Here is a 22,058-nt window from a genome sequence, read left to right as displayed (position 1 = left end):
TGCAAATATAATCAATGGTAACGGCAATGGCAAAAAGCAGTTTCATTATCAGCAACAAAAAGTAATTTCAACCTCAAAATCCTTAGCTATAAAGAGAACATCCCTTAAAATTTTAGCCCTTCCAAAAACTCCAATTAAAACATATAACTTTTTACATATAACTTTTCACATTTTACATACAACCTATAACTTTTTACTTATTTTTACCGCAACCAACTGATTAATAACCAACCAAAAATTACCTTTATGAAAAAACTTTTGCTTCTTGCAATCTTACTTTCTTACTCTTTTATTAACGCCCAAATCTCTTTTGAGAAAGGATATTTCATCACTACTAACGGAATCCAGACAGCATGTTTTATCAAAAACATAGACTGGAACTACAACCCAACAGATTTCAAGTACAAAATAAATAGCGAAGACACCGATACTAAAACCGAAACAATTACAAATGTTCAGGAGTTTGGAATTGAAAACCATACGACATACAAAAGAGCAAAAGTCAATATCGACACTTCAAGTGATGTATTGGAAAGTTTTTCTACAGACAAAAATCCGATTTGGAAAGAGCAGCTCGTTTTCTTAAAAGTTCTGGTGAAAGGCGACGCCTCTTTATATTACTATGCCAATAATGACATCACACGATTTTTTTACGAGACTGCCGAAAGACCTTTGGAGCAGCTTGTACGCAAAGAATATCTTGCTCAACTAGACAACTCCAAAGCAACAGTGGAGAACAACTACTTCAGGCAACAATTATTCAATAATGTCAAAACCAATAACACAACCGAAAATGACGTCAAAAATTTATCTTATAAAAAAGATGCTTTGATGAAATACTTCCTGAAGCACAACAACGTTTCATCGAGTGACATCGAAAAAACAATTACTTCAGCTAACAAAAGTATTTACCTCATGAAGATCACTCCCGGCATTGGTTTTTCTTCGATCTCAGTGGATGGCAGCTACGGATACAATAATGTTGATTATGGCCAGAAAGTAACTTTTAAAATAGGACTTGAAGGTGAATTTATACTTCCATTCAACAAAAACAAATGGAGTCTTTTTATAAACCCAACCTATCAGCAGTACGAAAACAAAAAAGAATCGGGAGTAACAAGCGGAACGAATAACGGCGTAAAAACCGAATTCCCTTCAGAAGCTAAATACACCGCCATACAAGTTCCTTTTGGAGTACGTTACTATTTTTTCTTAAGCAACAATTCTAAAATCTTTACTAATGCCGGTTATGCCTTTGATGTAAGCGGTAAATTCAAAATTACCAGCCAACCAACCACCCTGGAAAGTTCGACAAGCGGTAATTTCCTGTTTGGACTTGGTTACAACTTCAAAAACAAACTGAGTGCAGAAATCCGGGTAAACACACGTAAGGAAGTTCTGAACGCATACAACTCTTTTAGCGGAAGTTACCAGTCATTAGATTTTATACTTGGCTACACCATTTTCTAAAAGCCCCTTCTAAAACTAATAGTCAATTAAAAACTTATGCCTTTAAACCTGCCTCTCTTTGCACCTTTAAACCAAAGTACTATCTTTACAAGATGGTATTAGTAACAGGAGGTACAGGTTTAGTTGGCGCACATTTATTACTTCATTTGATTGAAAATGGAGAAAATGTCCGGGCTATTTACCGAAATCTGAATAATATTGAGAAAACCAAATCGGTTTTTGAATTGTACAAAAAAGGAGAACTGTTTGAAAAAATCGAATGGGTTGAAGCAGACATTTTAGATGTTCCTTCATTAGAAATCGCCTTTACAAACATTGATTATGTGTATCATTGTGCTGCACTAATTTCATTTGATCCCAAAGACGAAGAAGCCCTTCGAAAAATCAATATCGAAGGAACTTCCAATATGGTTAATTTTTCGATTGCCAGAGCGGTAAAAAAGTTCTGCTATATAAGCTCTATCGCAGCCTTAGGAGATCTGGCAGCTCACGAAACGTACATTACAGAAGAAACCGACTGGAATCCCGAAAAACCCCATAGTGATTACGCCATTTCTAAATATGGAGCCGAAATGGAAGTCTGGCGAGGCTTACAGGAAGGTTTAGACGTCATTATCTTAAATCCGGGTGTTATCATGGGGCCAATCCCGAAGAATAAAACCAATGTACAGGGAAGTGCCGAACTTTATGCCAAAATCGCCAACGGGCTTTCTTTTTACACACTTGGGAGCACCGGCTTTGTAACCATAACCGATGTGACACGAATTGCCAATGCATTAATGAAAAGCGATATAAAAAACGAACGCTTTACTTTAATTGCCGACAATATTGTTTTTCAGGATATCCTAAACACGATTGCTGATACGTTAAAAGTAAAAAGACCCAATATTCATGCTACACCAGTATTCATGAATTTCCTTTGGGTTGCCGACGGAATTTTTTCGACTTTGTTTTTCCAAAAAAGACGCCTTACAAAGGCAACCGCAAAAGCTTCCTATTCTAACAATCTGTATTCTAATGAAAAAATAAAAACCGCTCTGGGAACGGTTTTTCAGGATGTACATAGGTACATCAATACTATTTCGAAGCTTTAACAACTATCGGCTCAACCGTGTTGTTTTTCGGATAGAATCCAGACGCACCTTTTTCAGGTCTCTTTTGATTTTATCTTTAAGCGTATCCTTAAGTTTGTTTTTCTTTTCTTTTGCTGCATTTTTCTCTTCAATTTTCAAAATCGAATCGACAGCTCTTTGATTAACAGCCAAACGTTTTCCTACTTCGTCAAACATGCTTTTGTAATTCTCATAATCGGCAGCATAATAACGATTGCTCTGCGAAAATTGCAAACTATCGATTTTATACTTTTTCAGAATAAACGCTGTAGGACTTGTTTCGACTGAGTCTACTGAAACGGGATGCTGATATTTCATAGCTTCAATAAGAGACAAATCATACATAATATCAATCATTTTATCTTTCTCAATAAGCTTTGCAGGCTGTTTGACCAGCTCTTTTTTACAACTTACAGAAAGACACAATACCAATACGATTACTATAAAATTTTTCATTTCAGCTTTTTATCTGTCAAACAATAAACGTTTTCCTGCGCGAATATCTTTTACTTTAAAGTTATTGTAAACCATTTCACCGTTTACAAAAGTATGTGTAATTCTCGACTTAAAAGTAAAATTCTCAAAAGGCGACCATCCGCATTTTGCCAAAATATTTTCCGGTTTTACGCTCCATGGCAAACTTGGATTTACAATCACTAAATCGGCATAATACCCTTCTTTGATAAATCCTCTTTTTTCTATTTTGAAAATTTTAGCCGGATTGTGGCACATTTTCTCTACAATTTTCTCTACGCTGATTTTCCCCTGATGATGCGCTTCAAACATAGCCACAACAGCATGCTGTACAAGCGGCCCGCCAGATGGCGCATTGAGATACGGCTGCATTTTTTCTTCTTTGGTATGCGGTGCATGGTCGGTTGCAATTACATCAATACGACCATCGTTTAAGGCTTCCCAAAGCGCTTTTCTGTCGTTTGCTGTTTTTACAGCAGGGTTCCATTTAATAAAATTCCCTTTGGTTTTATAATCTTCATCCGTGAACCACAAGTGATGCACACAAACCTCAGCGGTAATTTTTTTATCTTCCAATGGAATTTTATTGGTAAACAGTTCCATTTCTTTCGCCGTAGAAAGGTGAAAGATATGCAAACGCGCTCCCGTTTTTTTAGCCAATGCTACTGCTTTTGAAGAAGAAATATAACAAGCTTCTTCGCTGCGTATTAAATGATGCGCCGTTACCGGAATATCATCACCATACTGCTCTTTAAACAGTTTTAAATTATTCTGTATCGTCGTTTCGTCTTCACAATGTACTGCGATCAACATTGGGGTACTTGAGAATATCTTTTCTAAAGTTGCTTCATTATCTACCAGCATATTTCCGGTTGAAGAACCCAAAAAGATTTTTACTCCGGCAACATTCTTTGGATTTGTTTTTAAAACTTCTTCCAAATTATCATTGGTAGCGCCCATCATAAATGAGTAGTTCGCAAATGACTTCACGGCCGCAACCTGATATTTATCTTCAAGAATTTCCTGAGTTACTGCATTGGGTACTGTATTAGGCTGCTCGATAAAAGAGGTAATTCCTCCGGCTACCGCTGCTCTTGATTCTGACTCAATATCTCCTTTGTGTGTTAGTCCAGGCTCTCTAAAATGTACCTGATCATCAATAGCCCCCGGAATTAAATAATTTCCTTCGGCATCGATTACTTTACAGTCAGATGTTTTTAAACTGATGCTGTCTGCCACTTCAACAATCAGGTCGTTTTCGATCAAAACATCTCCTTCAAAAATAGATCCTTCGTTTACAATTCTGGCATTTTTTATTAGAATCTTATTCATTTTCATATCTTTATAAAGTATTGACTAATTTTTTCAATCGAAGTGAAATTACTCCCAGTATCGCTTCTTTAATAATGGCATTGCTCATTTTAGAAACTCCTTTTGTACGGTCAGTAAAGATAATTGGAACCTCCTTAATTTCAAATTTAGCACAATAAGTTCTGTACTTCATTTCAATCTGGAAAGCATAACCCACAAATTTAATTTTGTTAAGATTGATTTTCTCCAGCACTTCTCTTTTATAACAAACAAAACCTGCTGTTGCATCGTGTATTTTCATTCCGGTAATAAATTTCACATACACCGAAGCGAAGTACGACATCAAAACACGGCTTAATGGCCAGTTGACAACATTTACCCCCGTTACATAACGAGAACCAATGGCTAAATCGGCTCCACCAAAATGGCAGGCATCAAACAGCTTTTCGAGATCATTTGGATTATGGGAAAAATCGGCATCCATTTCAAAAATGAAATTGTACTGACGTTCCAGTGCCCATTTAAAACCATGAACATAGGCCGTTCCTAAACCTGATTTTTTAGCTCTTTTTTCCAAAAACAGCCGGTCCGGAAATTCTTCCTGTAGCGCCACTACTTTATTGGCAGTATGATCAGGCGAATTATCGTCAATGATTAAAAGATGAAAAGGTTTGTGTTGCGAAAGTACAGCTCTAACTATGCTTTCAATATTTTCGATTTCGTTGTAAGTAGGGATTATGACAATACAATCATTCATTTTTCTGAGTAATTTCACCGCAAAAGTAAACTTTTTATAGCATTTGATTCATAATAAATATATAATAAAAGTATTGACACAAAAAATTACTAATTTTGCATCGCTATGATTGAACAACTTCATCCCCGAATTCTGGAAAACAAAGACTGGGCGACACTTTTATTTGTGTTGACCTTTGCCGTTGTTGCTATGACAAAATCAGCTTATGAAACCCGATTTAGCGAATTCAGCAAGCTTATTTTTTCAGACAAATACGCCAAAATCTATCGTGACAATAACCATTTAAGAAGCAGCTTTACCGTTGGTTTATTTTTTGTGCAAATTGTTTCGTATGCTTTTTTCATACAACTGACGATGCACATTTTTGGATATGCCTCTAAAACAGACTGGGTTTTATTCATTCAGCTTGCCACATTTTTACTTTATTTTATTCTCGGAAAATTTTTAATTGAGAAAATTGTAGCAACCTCCTTCAATATTGACGAATTTGCAGACCTTTTTAACTTACAAAAAGTCACTTATAGAACTTATATAGGCGTTTTAATCCTTCCTATCAATGCTGTTTTGTTTTATTATGACAATATTCCGAAGATTGTACCCCTAGCAATAATAGCCATTTCGCTGTGTATAAGCCTATACTCATATTTTATTTCAATAAAAACGTATCAAAATGCAATAATCAGCAAGTTATTTTATTTTATTTTATATCTTTGCGCTCTTGAAATAGCCCCTTATTATTTCATGTATTATTGGATTACAAAAGAGGCGGCTTAGTAAATGTTTATAATATGAAAGTGAAAACAATTTTGGTGTCACAGCCTGAACCTAAAGTGGAAAATTCTCCTTACTTTGAGCTCCAACAAAAACACAAAATAAAAATTGATTTCAGACCATTTATTCATGTGGAAGGGGTTAATGCAAAAGAGATACGATTACAAAAAATCGATCTTAATCATTATACTGCGATCATTTTGACGAGCCGTAATGCGGTAGATCATTTTTTCAGAGTAGCAGATGAAATGCGTTATAAAGTTCCTGAAGGATTGAAATATTTCTGCCAATCTGAAGCTGTTGCATTTTACCTGCAAAAGTATGTTGTGTATAGAAAACGTAAGATTTACGTTGGAGCAAAAGATTTTGCAGATTTATCACCTCTTATCAAAAAGTACAAAGACGAAAAATTCTTGTTGCCAGCATCTGATCAATTGAATGCCGACGCACCTATAACTTTAAATAATCTAAAAGTAGACTGGGCACAAGCTGTTTTTTACAAAACAGTTATGAGTGACTTATCTGACTTAGCGGATGTTTATTATGATGTTTTGGCCTTCTTTAGCCCAACCGGAATCAAATCATTGTTTAAAAACTTTCCTGATTTTAAACAAAACGATACCCGAATTGCAGTTTTTGGAAGCACAACTCAAAAAGAAGCGCTTGATCACGGATTAAGAATCGATATTCTTGCCCCGACTCCTGAGACGCCTTCGATGACTATGGCTTTAGAAAAATACATTAGCGAAGCAAACAAAGGAAAATAAAACCTTTTAGGAAATAACAATATTTAAATTCCAAATTCCAACTTTAGGGTTGAAATTTGGAATTTTTCTTTTTTACCCCATCGCAATTTTTCAAACACAACCCATGATCGCAACTCTTGCAGATCATTTCATTATCAACTCCAGCATCCCCACACTTAAAACCAAACTATAGCTCATTCCAGATTTGGAATTTGATTTTTGGAATTTGGAATTTCAAAAATTGGAATTTCCTTTTTCAAATCATTATGAGTACATTTGATTTACATCTAAAACCAGATCACTAAATTTAGTTTCAAATCACAACTCCAATGAAAATCAACTCCCTTATAATTGAAATTGACGGTATCGATAAAGAAATCCTGCGCTACCTGATGGACGATGCCCGAAAACCCATTTTACAAATTGCTAATAAGATAGGCATTTCAGGAGCTGCGATTCACCAGCGTTTGAAAAAACTGGAACAATCAGGTGTTATTTCAGGCTCAAAATTCACCGTTAACCCGAAAGTATTGGGATACAACACCATGGCATTTGTTGGCGTTTATCTGGACAAAGCCTCCAGAAACTCTGAAGCCGTAAAAGATTTAAAGAAGATTCCCGAGGTTTTAGAGTGCCACTATACGACAGGAAACTGGTCAGTTTTGATTAAAATCATCTGTCGCGACAACGAACACCTAATGCAGCTTTTAAACACCAAAATCCAGGCAATAGAAGGCGTTTCCAGAACAGAAACTTTTATTTCGCTGGATCAGCAGATTGACAGACAAATTCAACTTTAGAGGTCTTAATGCGGTAATGAGAAAATTAGATAATGAGATAATTTTACTTACGTTTTTTTAAAATAACAAACCGGACAGGTTTTGAAAACCTGTCCGGTTTAAATATTTTAATTTGTCCATTAGATAATTCTTCTACCCCTTTAAACAATTAGACCCGAAAGGTTTTAAAAACCTGTCGGGCCTAATTTCTATCAAAAATTATCTCATTATCTAATTACCTAATTATCCTATTAATTCCTTTTGCTTCCGGAGTAAATTGAGATATAGTACAACAACGTTGCGATTGATCCGATTGCAGCCACAACATAAGTTCTGGCAGCCCATTTCAAAGCATCTTTAGCCCCTGCCTGCTCTTCCTGCGTTAGCATATGTTTATTTTCCAACCAGGCCAGCGCTCTATTACTCGCATCATATTCTACCGGCAAGGTAATAATCGTAAACAATGTGGTTGCTGCAAAAATAATAATTCCAATCAGCAACAGCCCCGGAAAGGTTCTGATCATCAAAATTCCGGCTAACAGAATCCACTGCACATAATTGGAGGCTACACTTACAATGGGCACCAATTTAGAACGCATCGTAAGCCACTCATACCCCACAGCATGTTGCACGGCGTGTCCACATTCGTGTGCGGCTACTGCGGCAGCGGCTGCATTGCGATGATTGTAAACTGCTTCGCTTAAATTGACTGTTTTATCTGCAGGATTATAATGATCGGTCAACTGACCCGGTGTCGAAATAACACGAACATCCCTAATACCATTATCGGCCAGCATTTTCTCGGCGATTTCGGCACCACTCATTCCGTTTCTCAATTGCAGTTTAGAATACAACTCAAATTTACTCTTGAGTCTTGAACTCACTAACCAGCTGAACAACATAATTGCTCCCGCAAGAATTAAATATCCACTTCCCATATCTTTATTTTTTTTGATTGATTATTAAATTTACAAAACAAACCGCAAATTCTGAACCAAATTCAAAAATTGTCATTTTGACATCTTAAAGTCAGGGTATTATCATAATATTTTCATAAATACTGCAAAGTCATTTTACAACTCCAGCTGCTTGTTAACCTCATCAAACTTGTCAATCAGGCTGTTTATTTTTTCCTGCTGTTTTTTAATTTGTCTCGGGCGAATGTAAAACCAGTTTACCCCCATCCAAAGCAATGTTACTCCATAGACCAACACCGCAGAAAGAGAACTCATTCTTGAAGCGTATTCATACATGTACAGACAGATTCCAACACCCAGTAAAATAAAGTACAAATTCAGAACCGTAGACTGCAGGTATTGCTGTTTTTTTCGAATTAAAATCAATCGCTGCAGGTAGTCCTGATTGGATTGTGTCGCATCAATATTTTTATAACCCGCCAACAATCTGTTGTAAACACCTACATACATAATCATTGCCAAAATCACGAGTACAATTCCTATTTTGGTCGAAATGAATTCCGGCTGATAATAGTACCAAACAAAAATAATAAAAGCAGTGGTTGCCAAAAGCAGTATATTGGTGATCCACAACTGACGCAAACCGGCAGCTTTAAATTGTTTCAGTCTCAGCAGTAAATCCTTCATGTCGGGTTGACTTACGGTTTGTTTTTTCCATAAATCTTTAAAGTCTATATTGTTATTGTCGTCCATTTTCCTTAAATTTTTGAGTCAGTTTTTCCTTTATCCTGTGAATTTTCACTCTTGTATTCGCTTCTGAAAGCCCTACAATTTTGGCAATTTCAGCCTGCTTAACCTCTTCAAGTTCGAGCGAAATAATAATACGTTCCGTTTCCGGCAGCTCAGCAATACACTTGTACAAAAACTGGATTTGCGGTTCTAACGATTGTTGTTTTTCTTCCTGCAAATTAACCGGAAGATCTGATTTAAGAAAACGTTTGTCTTTTTCAATTTGCCGCAAACAGTTATTAGAGGCTATCCTAAAAATCCAGGTCCCAATACCCGACTCACTTCTAAAAGTATCCAATTTTTGCCATACGATAACAAAAGTCTCCTGAGCCAGATCCTGTGCGATATCATAGTCGTTTACAAAACCCATGCAAAGCCTGAAAATTCTATCCCAATATTTTTTATAGATAACTTCAAATTCCATTATTACGATTTTACGAAATTACTCACCTGATTTAAATACCATGCAGCATCATCATACATGATAAAATGTAACCCTTTAGCAGCATATTGAAAGTTTGCATTTTTTAAATTCTGATACTGTCCTTCAATAGCAGGTTTTAAATTTACAAAATATGACTCCAGTAAAATTAGTGATGGGCATTTTACGTTCGAAATTTTTTCTCTCAAATCGGTATTAGAAAAATCACAATACATTTCAGCGAATGTTTTTCGGTCTGATTTTACACTCCAGTCTACAATCATATCAATTTTTGAAGCATCCTGAACAAGACGTGGCATGGTTTTTTTCTGCATGTCCTGAAACTGAGTATCTGTCATTGTCGCCATTTGATTCACCATTGACGAACAGTCGTTATTTTCTTTCGCTTTGAAAGCAGGATCCATTAATGCCGCCATACACGGAAGCGCATCAACTACAATAATTTTACCCACCAATTCCGGATAATCTGCCGCTAAAGCCAATGCAAATCCTCCCCCCATACTATGACCCACTATGACTGGTTTTTCGATTTTATTTGTTTTGATAAAACTGGCAATTTCGGTTTCCCAGTTTTTAAAAGAGGCATTCGGTTGTGGTTTTACTCCGGCAAAACCAGCCATTGTAAGTGTATAACAAGTAAAGTCTTTTTCAAAATTAGCTCTGGTGTCCTTCCACACATCTCCTGAAGAAGCAAATCCGGGAATGAAGACAATCGTTTGTTTTCCTTTTCCGGTTTTAAGAACCTCAAACGGATAAGCTTTTGTTTGTGCAAATACATTTAAACATACAGCTGAAAATAATAAGGCGATAACTAAGATGATATACTTTTTCATTTTTAATAGATTTAAGTTGTTAAATGGTTTATTAGTTAAATTCGCCTTTTGGATACGAGAAGTTTCAAAATGTTACAAATCGTTTTAAAAAAAAATAAATTTTAATCTTCAAATTCCAAATCCCAACCTTCCTCTATAAGCCAAAACCCCAATCTCTACAAGGGATGAAGCACACAGAGGTGTTGATTATTTTTTTTAAAAAATTATTTCAATTTTTTTTTTCGCAGCTAACATTTTGGCCATCCATTTAAAAATAAAGCAGCAACAAATACAATAGAAAAATCCCAAATCTCAAATTCCAAATTCCAACAAAAAAATGAAGCAACTCCACAATCTTGTCATTTCGATCGAAGGGAGACCCGAACGACAGCGAATTGGCGTAGCAAATCACACAAGGAGCTCCGCAAACTAAGTAGACAATCTTTGTCGATTAACTAGTGTGATTTCTCCCTTCGGTCGAAATGACAAACTAAACGCAAAAAAATTCCAAATCCCAAATTCCAAATTCCAACAAAAAAATGAAGCAACTCCACAATCTTGTCATTTCGAGGAACGAGAAATCACACAAGGAACTCCGCAAACTATGTCGACAATCTTTGTCGATTCACTAGTGCGATTTCTCCCTTTGGTCGAAATGACAAACTAAACGCAAAAAAAATTCCAAACAACTACGCAATCCTGTCATTTCGAGGAACGAGAAATCACACAAGAAACTCCGCAAACTAAGTCGACAATCTTTGTCGATTAACTAGTGTGATTTCTCCCGTTGGTCGAAATGACAAACAAAAAAAATCCCAAAACCCAATCGTAAAATTGGAATTTGGAATTTTATAGTATTGAAAAATTTATTTATCCTACAAGATTGATAATCTTACCCGGAACAATAATCACTTTATTTGGAGTTCTTCCCTCTAACTGACGTAAAGTTCTTTCGTCTTTCATGACAATTTCTTCGATCTGCTCTTTGGTTAAATCCAAAGGCAATTCGATGGTGAAACGCATTTTTCCGTTAAAAGAAACCGGGTATTCTTTACTCGTTTCTACCAAGTGTTTTGCTTCAAAAACCGGGAAAGAAACTTCTGAAATCGAAGTTGTATTTCCTAATTGTTGCCATAATTCCTCAGCAATATGCGGTGCATAAGGCGAAACTAAAACAGCTAACGGTTCTAAAATGGCTCTTGAATGGCAATTTTGAGCAGACAATTCATTTACACAAATCATAAACTGAGAAACAGAAGTATTAAAAGAGAAACTCTCGATGTCTTCTGCCGCTTTTTTAATGGTTTTGTGCAATGATTTTAAGTTGTCTTTTGTTGGTTCATCGTTGTTTACGATTAAGCCATTATTTTCATCAAAATACAATCTCCATAATTTTTTCAGGAAACCAAAAACTCCAGAGATTCCGGCAGTATTCCACGGTTTAGCTTGTTCTAATGGTCCTAAAAACATTTCGTACAAACGTAAGGTATCCGCTCCGTACTCATTACAAATATCATCCGGAGTTACTACATTATAGTACGATTTCGACATTTTCTCCACTTCACGTCCAACGATATATTTTCCGTTTTCATCAAGAACAAATGCTGCAGTATTAAAATCTTCTCTCCAGTTTTTGAACTTTTCGATATCTAACTCGTCCGAAGAATTAACAAAATTTACATCTACACGTAATGGCTGTACATTTTGTTCTCCAATTTTATTTTTAGACACAAAAGTATTCGTTCCTTCCAATCTGTAAACATAGGCAGTCGTTCCCAAAATCATTCCCTGATTGATCAGTTTTTTGAATGGTTCTTCGGTTGGAGCAAAACCTTTGTCTTTTAAGAATTTGTTCCAGAAACGGGAGTACAATAAATGTCCGGTCGCGTGTTCGCTTCCTCCAATATACAAATCAACACTTTCCCAATAAGCAAGTGCTTCTTTGCCTGCAAATTCAGTTTCGTTGTGCGCATCCATATAACGCATCCAGTACCATGAACTTCCTGCCCAACCTGGCATGGTATTCAATTCTAAAGGAAAAATCGTTGCATGATCTACTAAGTCGGTAGTAACGACTTTATTGTTTTTTGTATCCCAGGCCCAAACAGCTGCGTTTCCTAATGGAGGCAAACCGTCTTCGGTTGGTAAATACTTTTCTACCTCAGGCAAAATGATTGGCAAATGCTGCGCCTCGATCATCTTTGGCAAACCATTTACATAATATACCGGGAAAGGCTCTCCCCAATAACGCTGACGGGAAAAAACCGCATCACGCAAACGATAATTGGTTTTTCCGACACCCTGTCCTATTTTTTCCAACTCGGCAATAGCAACCTGAGTGGCTTTTTTATAATTTAATCCGTTTAAGAAATCAGAATTAGCGATCTCCACATTGTCTTTTGAACCGTATGCTGCTTCTGAAATATCAACGTTTGCAAAAATATTTTTAATCTCCTGCATTCCGTTCTGACCTTTAAAGAAATTTGCAAAAGCATAATCTCTTTCGTCTCCGCAAGGAACCGCCATTACAGCACCTGTTCCGTAACCTGCCAAAACATAATCACCAATCCAAACCGGAATTGGTTCTTTTGTAAACGGATGTTCTGTATAAGCACCGGTAAATACACCCGATATTGTTTTTACATCGGCCATACGCTCACGCTCTGAACGTTTTGCTGTTTTTTCGATATACGCCTCAACCGCTTCTTTTTGCTCAGGACTTGTAATTTTAGCCACCAAATCATGCTCGGGCGCCAAAGTCATAAAAGTGACTCCAAAGATGGTATCAGGACGGGTTGTGAAAACGTCAATTACTTCATCGTGATTTTTCAATTTAAAAGTAACCATTGCGCCTACCGATTTTCCTATCCAGTTTCTTTGTGATTCTTTTATCGATTCGCTCCAGTCGATCTCATTTAAACCTTGCAACAAACGCTCTGCATAAGCCGAAATGCGCATGCTCCACTGAGTCATTTTTTTACGAATCACCGGATAACCTCCACGTTCTGACACTCCGTTTACGATTTCGTCATTGGCCAAAACAGTTCCCAAACCAGGACACCAGTTCACTTCGGTTTCTGCCAAATAAGTCAATCTGTACTGCAAAAGAATTTTCTCTTGTTTGTCAGCCGAGAAAGCATTCCATTCCTCAGCCGAAAAAGCTTCGATGTTATCATCAGAAACCGCATTTACAGTTGCATTTCCTTCTTTTTCAAAAAGAGCAATCAAAGTGGCTATATCTTCTGCTTTATCAGCATTCTTGTTGTACCATGAATTAAACAACTGGATAAAAATCCATTGTGTATGTTTGTAATAATCCGGATTTGAAGTTCGCACTTCACGGCTCCAATCAAATGAAAACCCAATTTTATCCAACTGCTTTCTATATCCTGCAATTTGCTTTCCTTCTTTGTCTACTCCCCCGTCAATATTAACACGTGTTGTATCTTCAGGACGCTGCCCTGTTTGAATCGCATATTGTTCTGCGGGTAATCCAAAACTATCGTAACCCATTGGGTGCAAAACATTGAATCCCTGATGTCTTTTGAAACGGGAATATACATCTGAAGCTATGTAACCCAGCGGATGCCCTACGTGTAATCCCGCTCCTGAAGGATAAGGAAACATGTCTAACACATAATGTTTAGGTTTTTCAGAATTGTTTTTCGCCGCAAAAGTTTGGTTTTCTGCCCAATACTTCTGCCATTTCGTTTCGATTTCGTTTGGATTGTATTTCATTTCTTTGAGTTGCTGAGTTACCAGGTAACCTAGTTGCTAAGTTTTGTTGTACTGAATTATTAAGTCCGCAAATTTACATTTATTGTACGAAAGTTAAAACTTTGAACGTTATTAACTTCATTTAAAGAAATTCTTTATTATTTTTACCCCATAATTTAAGCAAACTATGAGTTCTAACTTTGATAAATTTCAAAAGCGCAGGTTAATTTCCTCTTATTTTTCGGTTGTATTAAGTGTATTTCTGGTTTTATTCCTTTTAGGGGTACTGGGATTATTCATTATCAACTCTAGAAAACTGGCTAATGATTTTAAAGAAAAAATCGCGATGACGGTTTTCTTTAAAAACGAAGCCAATGATAGCGTGATAAAAGCTTTCAATACCGAATTAAAAAGAGCTCCTTTTGCAAAATCATTCGTTTATGTAACCAAAGAGAAAGCGGCAAAGGAACACACTGACATTATTGGAGAAGATTTCCTGACATTCTTAGGAGAGAATCCATTATTGAACTCTTACGACATTCACTTAAAAGCGGATTATGTTGAAAGAGACAGCATCCTTAAAATAGAAAGCAAACTGCGTCAAAATACTATGATTGAAGATATTGTTTACGACAAACAATTGGTAAATCTGGTAAATGACAATATCAAAAAAGTAAGTATGTGGATTTTGATTATTAGCGGTTTCCTTGCGATAATTGCCGTTTTATTAATCAACAGTTCACTGCGTTTATCCATTCACTCTAATCGTTTTATCATTAAAACCATGCAAATGGTTGGGGCAACAAAATCGTTTATTCGTAAGCCTTTTGTAATGCGCAGTGTAAAACTGGGAATGTTAGGTGCCGGTTTGGCCATTATCGCTTTAGTTGGACTTTTACTTTATGTAGAAACCAATTTCCCGGGCTTAGGTATTATAGAAGACAAAGCCTTAATTGGATTGGTATTAGTAGGCGTATTCGGATTAGGAGTTTTGATTACCTGGGTAAGTACGCACTTTGCAACACAACGTTTCCTGAATTTAAGAACCGACGATCTGTATTAATTTTTTAGATCGCAGATTATAGATTTTAGATTGCACATTTTTAAAAAGCCTTGGCTACGCTCAGCGGCACAAAAGAAATAAAATGAAAAACAACAATAAAGAAGAACAGGCACCAAAACAAGAATTCCTTTTTGACGGAATCAACTACAAAATTCTATTAATCGGAATTGGAGTTATCGCTTTAGGTTTTATCTTAATGTCTGGCGGAGGAAGTAACGATCCGAATGTTTTTAATGAAGATGTTTTTAATTTCCGACGCATTCGTCTGGCACCAACAACCGTTTTAATCGGCTTTGGAATCACTATTTACTCTATTTTCAAAAAATCCAAATAGACTTTATTTAGACTCCTTAGACTTCTTCGATCTTTAGATTATTCAGATAATCTTTTAAAAAATCTAAGAAGTCTAAGAAGCCTAAAATTCTAACAATCTCATAAATGAATACATTACAAGCTATCGTTCTTGCTATTATTGAAGGAATCACCGAGTTTTTACCCGTTTCTTCAACAGGTCACATGATTATTGCCTCTTCCTTTTTTGGAATTGCTCACGAAGATTTTACCAAACTTTTCACGATTGTCATCCAGCTTGGTGCTATACTTTCAGTAGTTGTTTTGTATTTCAAACGTTTCTTTCAAACACTTGATTTTTACTTTAAACTTTTAGTAGCCTTCATTCCGGCTGTAGTATTAGGTTTATTGCTAAGCGATTTTATCGATGGCTTATTAGAAAACCCTGTTACAGTTGCCATTTCTCTTTTAATAGGAGGGTTAATTTTACTAAAAGTTGACGAGTGGTTCAACAATCCGAATGCTACCGAAAGTTCTTCAGAAATCACCTATTTGCAAGCTTTCAAAATTGGTTTGTTTCAATGTATTGCCATGATTCCGGGAGTTTCAAGAAGCGGAGCCAGTATTGTGGGTGGAATGTCTCAAAAACTATCCCGCACCACAGCAGCGGAATTCTCTTTCTTTTTAGCCGTTCCGACCATGTTGGGTGCCACGGTAAAAAAATGTTACGATTATTACAAAGCCGGATTCGAACTATCTCACGATCAGATTAATATATTAGTGATTGGAAATGTCGTTGCTTTTATTGTAGCGCTTCTGGCCATCAAATCCTTTATTGGATTTTTGACTAAAAACGGTTTCAAAGTTTTTGGTTACTACCGAATAATCGCCGGAATTGTTCTGCTGTTGATTCACTTTTTCATTCATCCCCTTACGATTATATAATGACTCCTGAAGAATATTTAAACGGACAGGTTTTACTGATTGACAAACCTTTAAAATGGAGTTCGTTTCAAGCTGTCAATAAATTAAAATACCTCTTAATTAATAAAGTTGGACTTCCTAAAAAGTTCAAAATTGGTCATGCGGGAACTTTAGATCCGTTGGCAACAGGCTTATTACTCATTTGTACCGGAAAATTTACCAAAAGAATTTCGGAGCTGCAGGGTCAGGCGAAAGAATATACAGGAACTTTTTATATTGGAGCCACCACTCCATCTTACGATTTAGAAACCGAAATCGATCAGACTTTTCCAACTTCTCATATCGACGAAGCGTTGATTCATGAAACAGTGAAACAGTTTTTGGGCGAAATCGATCAGAAACCGCCTATTTTCTCTGCCATCAAAAAAGATGGTGTTCGCTTGTACGAGCATGCACGCGCCGGAGAAACGGTAGAAATTACCAGCAGAAAAACCACTATTCACGAATTCGAAATCACCCGAATTGCTTTACCTGAAATCGATTTTAGAGTCGTTTGCAGCAAAGGAACCTACATTCGTTCTTTGGCTTTTGACTTTGGAAAAGCGATGCACTCCGGATCGCATTTAACGGTGTTGCGACGCACTAAGATTGGCGATTACGACGTAAAAAACGCAATCGACATTACTCTTTTTGAAGAAAGCCTTCAGTCCGAATAAAACGTACCTTTTTTTCAGGGAGCTTTAGCAAACCTATATCTTTTCATTTTTTTTGTATTTTAGACGGCAGACTAAAAAACCAAAAACATGAAAAACCACTTTTTGCTAGTACTGTTTGTCTTTGCGATATCCTCCTATAGTCAAACCGGCAATCAAAAAATTGTTTCCGTTGATATTGATAATTTCTGGAATGCCTACAGCAAAATCAGCATTGAAAAAGACAGCGTAAAACAATATTCTCTTTTACAGGAATTCTACCTCGACAAAGCCAGTCCGGGTTTAAAAAGCTTAATCGAAGTTCGCAATTACACCTCTAAAGATTTTATCAATGCGATAAACAAGTATCCCAAATTCTGGAATTCATTAAAACCAAATACTTTAAACTCGAGCGAACTTTACCCGGAGATCGATGCCGACATCAACAAACTGAAACAAGCTTATCCCGATTTAAAACCATCAACTCTTTATTTTTCTATTGGAGCTTTCCGAACAAACGGAACGGTTCAGAATGATCAGATTTTAATTGGAAGCGAAATGAGTCTGGCAGACGAAACCACTGTTATTGATGAACTCCCTGCCTGGAGACAGTCTTTTTACAAAGAGTACCATCCGAGAAAAAACATAGCACTGCTCTGCACACATGAATACATCCATACACAGCAAAAAGAACTGGTCGAAAATTTACTTTCGATGTGTTTGTATGAAGGTGTGGCCGAATTTATTTCCTGCAAAGTAACCGGTAAAAAGTCTAGTGCATCTGCAATTGAATTTGGGAAAAGCAACCAACAAAAAGTAATCGATCAGTTTATTGCCGACTTATACCTCAGAAGCAACAATTACAATTGGATCTGGGGTGAAAATAAAAACAGCTTAAAGGTTAGAGATCTGGGCTATTATGTGGGTTATGAAATTTGCGAACGTTACTACAATGCTGCCCAAGACAAAGCAAAAGCGATAAAAACGCTTATCGAATTGGATTACCACAATGAAAAAGAGGTTGCCCGCATTGTTGATGGTACAAAACTATTCCCCCAAAGTCTGAAAAAATTGCAGCAGAATTACGAAAAGCAAAGACCAACTGTTGTTTCCCTGTCAGCATTTAAAAACGGTAGTCAAAAGGTAAAAGCAGGAGCTATCGAAATTACCATTACGTTTTCGGAACCTCTAAACGGACGCAGTACAGGCGTAGATTTTGGCCCACTTGGCGAAAACTTTTTTCCACGAATAAGTACGGAAAGAATCTGGTCCTCAGATATGAAATCGTGGACTATTAAAGCCGATTTAGAACCCGATCATCACTATCAAATTTTAATTTCGGACAATTTCAGAAAGCAAAACGGAATAAGACTGAAGCCTTTTTTAATAGATTTTAAAACGGCCAAGTAATACAAAGGAAATTTTACAGCATCGTTTCTGTAAGAGAAGAAAACCACTTGTTTTTCAATTCATTTCTCTAATAAACTAAATTGCCTTGGGGGTCAGAAACAAAAAAGCACATTACTTCATGTATATCCATAGTAATGTGCCAACTTCTTGCAAAGTAGTTTTATTTCATAAGCTCTCTTTTTTAGAAGTTAGTAATGTGGTACATTCTTACCTCCAAACAACAAGCCCGAAACAAAATCGTAAAATCTTTCGAATAACTTTTTCATGATAGTGTATTTTTTAATTGTTAAACATTAAATAAACACCAATAAAAAGAGTAAATAAGAAAATGAATAATAGAAGTGGGATTACTCTGCCAAGTTACAAAAAATTAAAATAGTACAAAATATTTTAGTATATTTTTTATTACTAAAATTCTTATTTATAGCCGATTACCCGAAAAATAAGGGGTTTCAACGATTTATTTTTTTACTTGCTGCAATTGCGCCTTTTCCTACTTTCTTTATCACTAAAACCTACAAAAAATCAAAAAACACTTTGTTTTTAAGCGTTCCGAGTATTTTCGCCGACGGCAAATTGTCTCTGTTTACAAAACTTTTTATTTCGGGAATGTTATCACAAAAAATGACATCAAAAGAAAACCGATCGTTTCCATAAATTCCACGATGAATCATATTAGCAGAAAAAATCAATAGATCTCCACGATTCAGTTTTATAACTTCTCCCCGTTCTAAAGCATCACTTGGGCGACAACCGTTCAAAGCATTACGAACCTCAAACTCTTTTGGTGAATCCCATTCGCGATGCGTTTTCGGAATCAGTTCGATCCCGGGTTCGCTTTTCATCGGAATCCTGAAATGAACTACATTTTGAGTTTGGATGGCTTTCTTTTGATCGTCGACGGTCATGCCAGTATATTGAATATCGCGATGCCAATAATTTTTCTGATCGGCATTCTTTGGGTTAAAGAAAAGCTGTGTGTTCAAAAAAATTGGAGTCTTCGGAAAAATCGCTTTCAGCAATTCTGCTAATTTGTCCTGAGAAATAAATTCAAAAAGAGCTGCTTTCTCTTCTTCGTTAAGATATTCTCCTGAGGTAAGACTATGGCTGTTTAAAACTCCCTTTTCATAATCCGCTGCATGGTCAAATAACCAGCGTTCATGAAATTGAATCAGTATTTTTTCAATAGCAATAAGTTCCTTCTCGGAGAAAAAGTTCTCGAGACAGGCATATCCGGTTTGCTCATAGCTATTCATTACTCCCGAATTTCAACCAAACGCATTATTTCCATAAGTTCGTTTTGGGTACTCAAACCTTTATCGGCCAAATACCACAATTGCAAATCGGTTTTGATCTTTTCATCAATCACACCAAACTCCTTTTTATAATTTATCATCAAGTCGGCAGCACCTTTGGGTCTTGGTCCCCAATCAGCACGGGCAATTCCGGTTTCTTTACAAATCACGATGACTTTTGGAATCGCTCTCCCCCCATTTGTGAGATACTGATTCATTAACACCTCATTTTCATCGCGAAAAACAATTCGCAGATCTATTTTTTTGTGGGAAACCAAAGCCATTTTATGAAGAATAGGAAGTATTTGCGCCGCATCACCACACCAGCCTTCCGAAATTACCAGCCAGATATAATTGTGCTTTAAATTTTCTAATTCTAAAAGTACCTCATCAGCAACTTTCATGGTTTTCTCCAGTCGATTCATTCTGGCTTCATTGAGCTTGCTGTAATTGGTTAAGCTTTCAGATTGTTCATTACCGGTTGACTTACCCTCTATTAATAAATCGGTGACTATTTTTCGATATTCAGTATACGAATGACTGTTGAATAATGCTTTGGCTATACTATTTTTCATATTTAGCGTTTTTTGGATTGTATAAATTTACAACTTTTAAGAGGACTTAAAGAATGACTTTTGTCACATTCAAAGAAATCTAAAAAATCTGTATTGATTTAAAACGAAAAGAACTATTATTTTTTTTGAAACATTATTTCTAAAAATCAGAATATGTCTATATTTGCACAAATTAACGCAACACAAAAATGAAATATAAAAGAATTCTTCTAAAACTTAGCGGCGAGGCCTTAATGGGTGATTTACAATACGGAATTGACCCTAAAAGATTAGCTGAATATGCTGAAGAAATTAAGCAAATTCATAACAAAGGAGTAGAGATTGCTATTGTTATTGGCGGAGGAAATATTTTTAGAGGCGTTGCAGGTGCAAGTGCCGGTATGGATAGAGTACAAGGTGACTACATGGGAATGCTTGCTACTGTAATTAATGGGATGGCTTTGCAGGGTGCACTTGAAGACAAAGGAATGAAAACGCGTTTGCAGACTGCTTTAAAAATGGAATCTATTGCAGAACCTTATATCAAAAGAAGAGCAGACCGTCATCTTGAAAAAGGAAGAATTGTAATTTTTGGTGCCGGAACCGGAAATCCATATTTTACAACCGATACAGCAGCCGTTTTAAGAGGAATTGAAATCAATGCAGATGTGATCTTAAAAGGAACCCGTGTGGATGGTGTTTATGATTCAGATCCTGAAAAAAATGCAGCAGCTGTAAAATTTGATTTTATTTCGTTTGATGATGTCCTTAAAAAAGGGTTGAATGTGATGGATACCACTGCTTTTACTTTAAGTCAGGAAAACAAATTACCGATCGTTGTTTTTGATATGAACAAAATTGGTAATCTTTTGAAAATCTGTGAAGGTGAAAACGTTGGAACAGTAGTGAACATTTAGACTGCTTAGATTGTCAGAATTTTAAATCATTCCATTTTTCTAAATTTTGACAATGTTTACAAAGTATTCATAAAAATAAAATATATTAGTTAGTAAATTAGAGGAGTATTTTCTTTAAAATTTGAAAAACCAATCCTCTAAAATCTAAAAATCTAAAAAAATGACGGAAGAAATAGAATTTATATTAGATAGTACTGAAGAATCTATGAATGGTTCGATTGCACATTTAGAGAAAGAATTTCTTAACATTCGTGCAGGAAAAGCTTCTCCGGCAATGTTGGGAAGTGTTTTTGTAGATTATTACGGATCTGCAACACCTCTTTCTCAGGTGTCAAAAATTAGTGTTCCTGATGCGAGAACGATCACTTTACAGCCTTTTGAAAAAAACATGCTGCAGGTTATCGAAAAAGCGATCATGGTAGCCAACATTGGTTTCAACCCAATGAATAACGGAGATGTTATCATCATCAGTGTTCCGCCTTTGACAGAAGAGCGTCGTAAAGACTTAGCTAAACAAGCAAAATCTGAAGCAGAAGATGCTAAAATTGGGGTTCGTAACGTACGTAAGGATGCCAATACGGATATCAAAAAATTAGAAAAAGAAGGAACTTCTGAAGACATTTGCAAATCAGCCGAAGATCAGGTTCAGAATTTAACGAATACGTACATCAAAAAAATCGATGAATTACTGGCAGCAAAAGAAGCCGAAATCATGAAGGTGTAATCCTAATCAACACAAAATAAAAATCCGTTTAGTTAAATTGTACTGAACGGATTTTTTTATTCTTATTTTTGCATACCATTTTTACATTTTG

Annotated in this window: 22 protein-coding genes; 12 read left to right on the top strand and 10 right to left on the bottom strand. The window is 36.1% G+C overall.

Annotated features, from left to right (window positions below; all coding sequences use genetic code 11):
- Positions 1–246 precede the first annotated feature (246 nt).
- Together ACN1CN_RS17780 and ACN1CN_RS17775 are read left to right on the top strand one after the other, a co-directional pair.
- Positions 247–1,470: a hypothetical protein gene (locus ACN1CN_RS17780; RefSeq protein WP_419136576.1), complete on the top strand. Its 1,224-nt coding sequence runs from the start codon at positions 247–249 to the stop codon at positions 1,468–1,470.
- A gap of 92 nt (positions 1,471–1,562) precedes the next feature.
- Positions 1,563–2,564, top strand: coding sequence for an NAD-dependent epimerase/dehydratase family protein (locus tag ACN1CN_RS17775; RefSeq protein WP_419136575.1), 1,002 nt, complete (start codon positions 1,563–1,565; stop codon positions 2,562–2,564).
- A gap of 3 nt (positions 2,565–2,567) precedes the next feature.
- Here the strand turns inward: ACN1CN_RS17775 and ACN1CN_RS17770 are convergent, their stop codons facing one another.
- The 3 genes from ACN1CN_RS17770 to ACN1CN_RS17760 are packed head-to-tail and all read right to left on the bottom strand — an operon-like array spanning position 2,568 to position 5,124.
- Positions 2,568–3,038, bottom strand: coding sequence for a DUF4296 domain-containing protein (locus ACN1CN_RS17770; protein WP_419136574.1), 471 nt, complete (start codon positions 3,036–3,038; stop codon positions 2,568–2,570).
- 9 nt (positions 3,039–3,047) lie between these two features.
- Positions 3,048–4,388, bottom strand: a complete 1,341-nt coding sequence (locus ACN1CN_RS17765; RefSeq protein ID WP_291285644.1) for a dihydroorotase — start codon at positions 4,386–4,388, stop codon at positions 3,048–3,050.
- A gap of 10 nt (positions 4,389–4,398) precedes the next feature.
- A complete protein-coding gene (locus ACN1CN_RS17760; RefSeq protein WP_173965976.1) occupies positions 4,399–5,124 on the bottom strand; it encodes a polyprenol monophosphomannose synthase in 726 nt (241 codons plus the stop codon).
- Positions 5,125–5,229: 105 nt separating this feature from the next.
- Between ACN1CN_RS17760 and ACN1CN_RS17755 the strand changes: the two genes are divergently transcribed.
- The 3 genes from ACN1CN_RS17755 (at position 5,230) to ACN1CN_RS17745 (ending at position 7,441) form a co-directional block, all read left to right on the top strand.
- Positions 5,230–5,898 (top strand): DUF4271 domain-containing protein, encoded by a 669-nt coding sequence (locus tag ACN1CN_RS17755; protein ID WP_291285643.1) that lies wholly within the window; start codon positions 5,230–5,232, stop codon positions 5,896–5,898.
- Positions 5,899–5,912: 14 nt separating this feature from the next.
- A complete protein-coding gene (locus tag ACN1CN_RS17750) occupies positions 5,913–6,662 on the top strand; it encodes a uroporphyrinogen-III synthase (protein ID WP_173965978.1) in 750 nt (249 codons plus the stop codon).
- Between the two features lie 308 nt (positions 6,663–6,970).
- Entirely contained in the window at positions 6,971–7,441 is a 471-nt protein-coding gene (locus tag ACN1CN_RS17745) for an Lrp/AsnC family transcriptional regulator (protein ID WP_017496220.1), read from the top strand.
- Between the two features lie 230 nt (positions 7,442–7,671).
- Here ACN1CN_RS17745 and ACN1CN_RS17740 read toward each other — a convergent pair whose 3' ends face one another.
- The 5 genes from ACN1CN_RS17740 to leuS all read right to left on the bottom strand — a co-directional run bounded on the left by ACN1CN_RS17740 (position 7,672) and on the right by leuS (position 14,118).
- Positions 7,672–8,358, bottom strand: coding sequence for a zinc metallopeptidase (locus ACN1CN_RS17740; protein WP_419136573.1), 687 nt, complete (start codon positions 8,356–8,358; stop codon positions 7,672–7,674).
- A gap of 135 nt (positions 8,359–8,493) precedes the next feature.
- On the bottom strand, positions 8,494–9,090 hold the full coding sequence (locus ACN1CN_RS17735) for a hypothetical protein (RefSeq protein ID WP_419136572.1): 597 nt from the start codon (positions 9,088–9,090) through the stop codon (positions 8,494–8,496).
- On the bottom strand, positions 9,077–9,550 hold the full coding sequence (locus ACN1CN_RS17730) for an RNA polymerase sigma factor (protein WP_173965981.1): 474 nt from the start codon (positions 9,548–9,550) through the stop codon (positions 9,077–9,079). The genes ACN1CN_RS17735 and ACN1CN_RS17730 overlap by 14 nt, the downstream gene beginning before the upstream one ends.
- Positions 9,551–9,552: 2 nt before the next feature.
- The gene (locus ACN1CN_RS17725) at positions 9,553–10,401 is read right to left on the bottom strand and encodes an alpha/beta fold hydrolase (protein ID WP_419136571.1); all 849 of its coding nucleotides are present in this window, start codon (positions 10,399–10,401) and stop codon (positions 9,553–9,555) included.
- Between the two features lie 849 nt (positions 10,402–11,250).
- Positions 11,251–14,118 (bottom strand): leucine--tRNA ligase, encoded by a 2,868-nt coding sequence (gene leuS, locus ACN1CN_RS17720; RefSeq protein WP_419136570.1) that lies wholly within the window; start codon positions 14,116–14,118, stop codon positions 11,251–11,253.
- A 166-nt stretch (positions 14,119–14,284) separates the two neighbouring features.
- On the opposite strand from leuS, the gene ACN1CN_RS17715 reads away from it, so the two are divergent.
- From ACN1CN_RS17715 to ACN1CN_RS17695, 5 genes are all read left to right on the top strand, one after another.
- Positions 14,285–15,160, top strand: a complete 876-nt coding sequence (locus tag ACN1CN_RS17715) for a cell division protein FtsX (protein WP_264525490.1) — start codon at positions 14,285–14,287, stop codon at positions 15,158–15,160.
- Between the two features lie 82 nt (positions 15,161–15,242).
- On the top strand, positions 15,243–15,494 hold the full coding sequence (locus ACN1CN_RS17710; protein WP_173965985.1) for a DUF3098 domain-containing protein: 252 nt from the start codon (positions 15,243–15,245) through the stop codon (positions 15,492–15,494).
- Between the two features lie 104 nt (positions 15,495–15,598).
- Positions 15,599–16,396, top strand: a complete 798-nt coding sequence (locus tag ACN1CN_RS17705; protein ID WP_419136569.1) for an undecaprenyl-diphosphate phosphatase — start codon at positions 15,599–15,601, stop codon at positions 16,394–16,396.
- Complete coding sequence (gene truB, locus ACN1CN_RS17700; protein WP_419136568.1) at positions 16,396–17,091, top strand: tRNA pseudouridine(55) synthase TruB; 696 nt, start codon at positions 16,396–16,398, stop codon at positions 17,089–17,091. Before ACN1CN_RS17705 ends, truB begins: the two co-directional genes overlap by 1 nt.
- A gap of 87 nt (positions 17,092–17,178) precedes the next feature.
- Complete coding sequence (locus tag ACN1CN_RS17695; protein ID WP_419136567.1) at positions 17,179–18,477, top strand: DUF2268 domain-containing putative Zn-dependent protease; 1,299 nt, start codon at positions 17,179–17,181, stop codon at positions 18,475–18,477.
- 515 nt (positions 18,478–18,992) lie between these two features.
- On the opposite strand, the gene ACN1CN_RS17690 is transcribed toward ACN1CN_RS17695, so the two are convergent.
- On the bottom strand, positions 18,993–19,733 hold the full coding sequence (locus ACN1CN_RS17690; RefSeq protein WP_419136566.1) for a phytanoyl-CoA dioxygenase family protein: 741 nt from the start codon (positions 19,731–19,733) through the stop codon (positions 18,993–18,995).
- Positions 19,733–20,347 (bottom strand): thioredoxin family protein, encoded by a 615-nt coding sequence (locus tag ACN1CN_RS17685; RefSeq protein ID WP_264525495.1) that lies wholly within the window; start codon positions 20,345–20,347, stop codon positions 19,733–19,735. Before ACN1CN_RS17685 ends, ACN1CN_RS17690 begins: the two co-directional genes overlap by 1 nt.
- A 188-nt stretch (positions 20,348–20,535) precedes the next feature.
- Between ACN1CN_RS17685 and pyrH the strand changes: the two genes are divergently transcribed.
- Both pyrH and frr read left to right on the top strand, forming a co-directional pair.
- Positions 20,536–21,243 carry a UMP kinase gene (pyrH, locus tag ACN1CN_RS17680; RefSeq protein WP_264525496.1) on the top strand — a complete coding sequence of 236 codons (708 nt, stop codon included), beginning with the start codon at positions 20,536–20,538 and terminating at the stop codon, positions 21,241–21,243.
- Positions 21,244–21,403: 160 nt separating this feature from the next.
- The gene (gene frr, locus ACN1CN_RS17675; RefSeq protein WP_264525497.1) at positions 21,404–21,967 is read left to right on the top strand and encodes a ribosome recycling factor; all 564 of its coding nucleotides are present in this window, start codon (positions 21,404–21,406) and stop codon (positions 21,965–21,967) included.
- Positions 21,968–22,058 lie beyond the last annotated feature (91 nt).

It is taken from the genome of Flavobacterium sp. T12S277 (assembly GCF_048514875.1).
Classification (GTDB): domain Bacteria; phylum Bacteroidota; class Bacteroidia; order Flavobacteriales; family Flavobacteriaceae; genus Flavobacterium.
The sequence above is the reverse complement of the archived record's forward strand: the minus strand, read 5'-3'. Positions and strand labels throughout refer to the sequence as shown.

Bases quoted from the DNA above. Each gene is read 5' to 3' on its own strand.
- ACN1CN_RS17755 (WP_291285643.1), top strand. From the start codon at position 5,230: ATGATTGAACAACTTCATCCCCGAATTCTGGAAAACAAAGACTGGGCG.
- ACN1CN_RS17770 (WP_419136574.1), bottom strand. From the start codon at position 3,038: ATGAAAAATTTTATAGTAATCGTATTGGTATTGTGTCTTTCTGTAAGT.
- ACN1CN_RS17695 (WP_419136567.1), top strand. From the start codon at position 17,179: ATGAAAAACCACTTTTTGCTAGTACTGTTTGTCTTTGCGATATCCTCC.
- ACN1CN_RS17740 (WP_419136573.1), bottom strand. From the start codon at position 8,358: ATGGGAAGTGGATATTTAATTCTTGCGGGAGCAATTATGTTGTTCAGC.
- ACN1CN_RS17750 (WP_173965978.1), top strand. From the start codon at position 5,913: ATGAAAGTGAAAACAATTTTGGTGTCACAGCCTGAACCTAAAGTGGAA.
- ACN1CN_RS17705 (WP_419136569.1), top strand. From the start codon at position 15,599: ATGAATACATTACAAGCTATCGTTCTTGCTATTATTGAAGGAATCACC.
- truB (WP_419136568.1), top strand. From the start codon at position 16,396: ATGACTCCTGAAGAATATTTAAACGGACAGGTTTTACTGATTGACAAA.
- ACN1CN_RS17690 (WP_419136566.1), bottom strand. From the start codon at position 19,733: ATGAATAGCTATGAGCAAACCGGATATGCCTGTCTCGAGAACTTTTTC.
- ACN1CN_RS17725 (WP_419136571.1), bottom strand. From the start codon at position 10,401: ATGAAAAAGTATATCATCTTAGTTATCGCCTTATTATTTTCAGCTGTA.
- ACN1CN_RS17745 (WP_017496220.1), top strand. From the start codon at position 6,971: ATGAAAATCAACTCCCTTATAATTGAAATTGACGGTATCGATAAAGAA.
- ACN1CN_RS17685 (WP_264525495.1), bottom strand. From the start codon at position 20,347: ATGAAAAATAGTATAGCCAAAGCATTATTCAACAGTCATTCGTATACT.
- ACN1CN_RS17715 (WP_264525490.1), top strand. From the start codon at position 14,285: ATGAGTTCTAACTTTGATAAATTTCAAAAGCGCAGGTTAATTTCCTCT.
- ACN1CN_RS17710 (WP_173965985.1), top strand. From the start codon at position 15,243: ATGAAAAACAACAATAAAGAAGAACAGGCACCAAAACAAGAATTCCTT.
- ACN1CN_RS17760 (WP_173965976.1), bottom strand. From the start codon at position 5,124: ATGAATGATTGTATTGTCATAATCCCTACTTACAACGAAATCGAAAAT.
- ACN1CN_RS17730 (WP_173965981.1), bottom strand. From the start codon at position 9,550: ATGGAATTTGAAGTTATCTATAAAAAATATTGGGATAGAATTTTCAGG.
- ACN1CN_RS17765 (WP_291285644.1), bottom strand. From the start codon at position 4,388: ATGAATAAGATTCTAATAAAAAATGCCAGAATTGTAAACGAAGGATCT.
- frr (WP_264525497.1), top strand. From the start codon at position 21,404: ATGACGGAAGAAATAGAATTTATATTAGATAGTACTGAAGAATCTATG.
- ACN1CN_RS17780 (WP_419136576.1), top strand. From the start codon at position 247: ATGAAAAAACTTTTGCTTCTTGCAATCTTACTTTCTTACTCTTTTATT.
- leuS (WP_419136570.1), bottom strand. From the start codon at position 14,118: ATGAAATACAATCCAAACGAAATCGAAACGAAATGGCAGAAGTATTGG.
- ACN1CN_RS17775 (WP_419136575.1), top strand. From the start codon at position 1,563: ATGGTATTAGTAACAGGAGGTACAGGTTTAGTTGGCGCACATTTATTA.
- ACN1CN_RS17735 (WP_419136572.1), bottom strand. From the start codon at position 9,090: ATGGACGACAATAACAATATAGACTTTAAAGATTTATGGAAAAAACAA.
- pyrH (WP_264525496.1), top strand. From the start codon at position 20,536: ATGAAATATAAAAGAATTCTTCTAAAACTTAGCGGCGAGGCCTTAATG.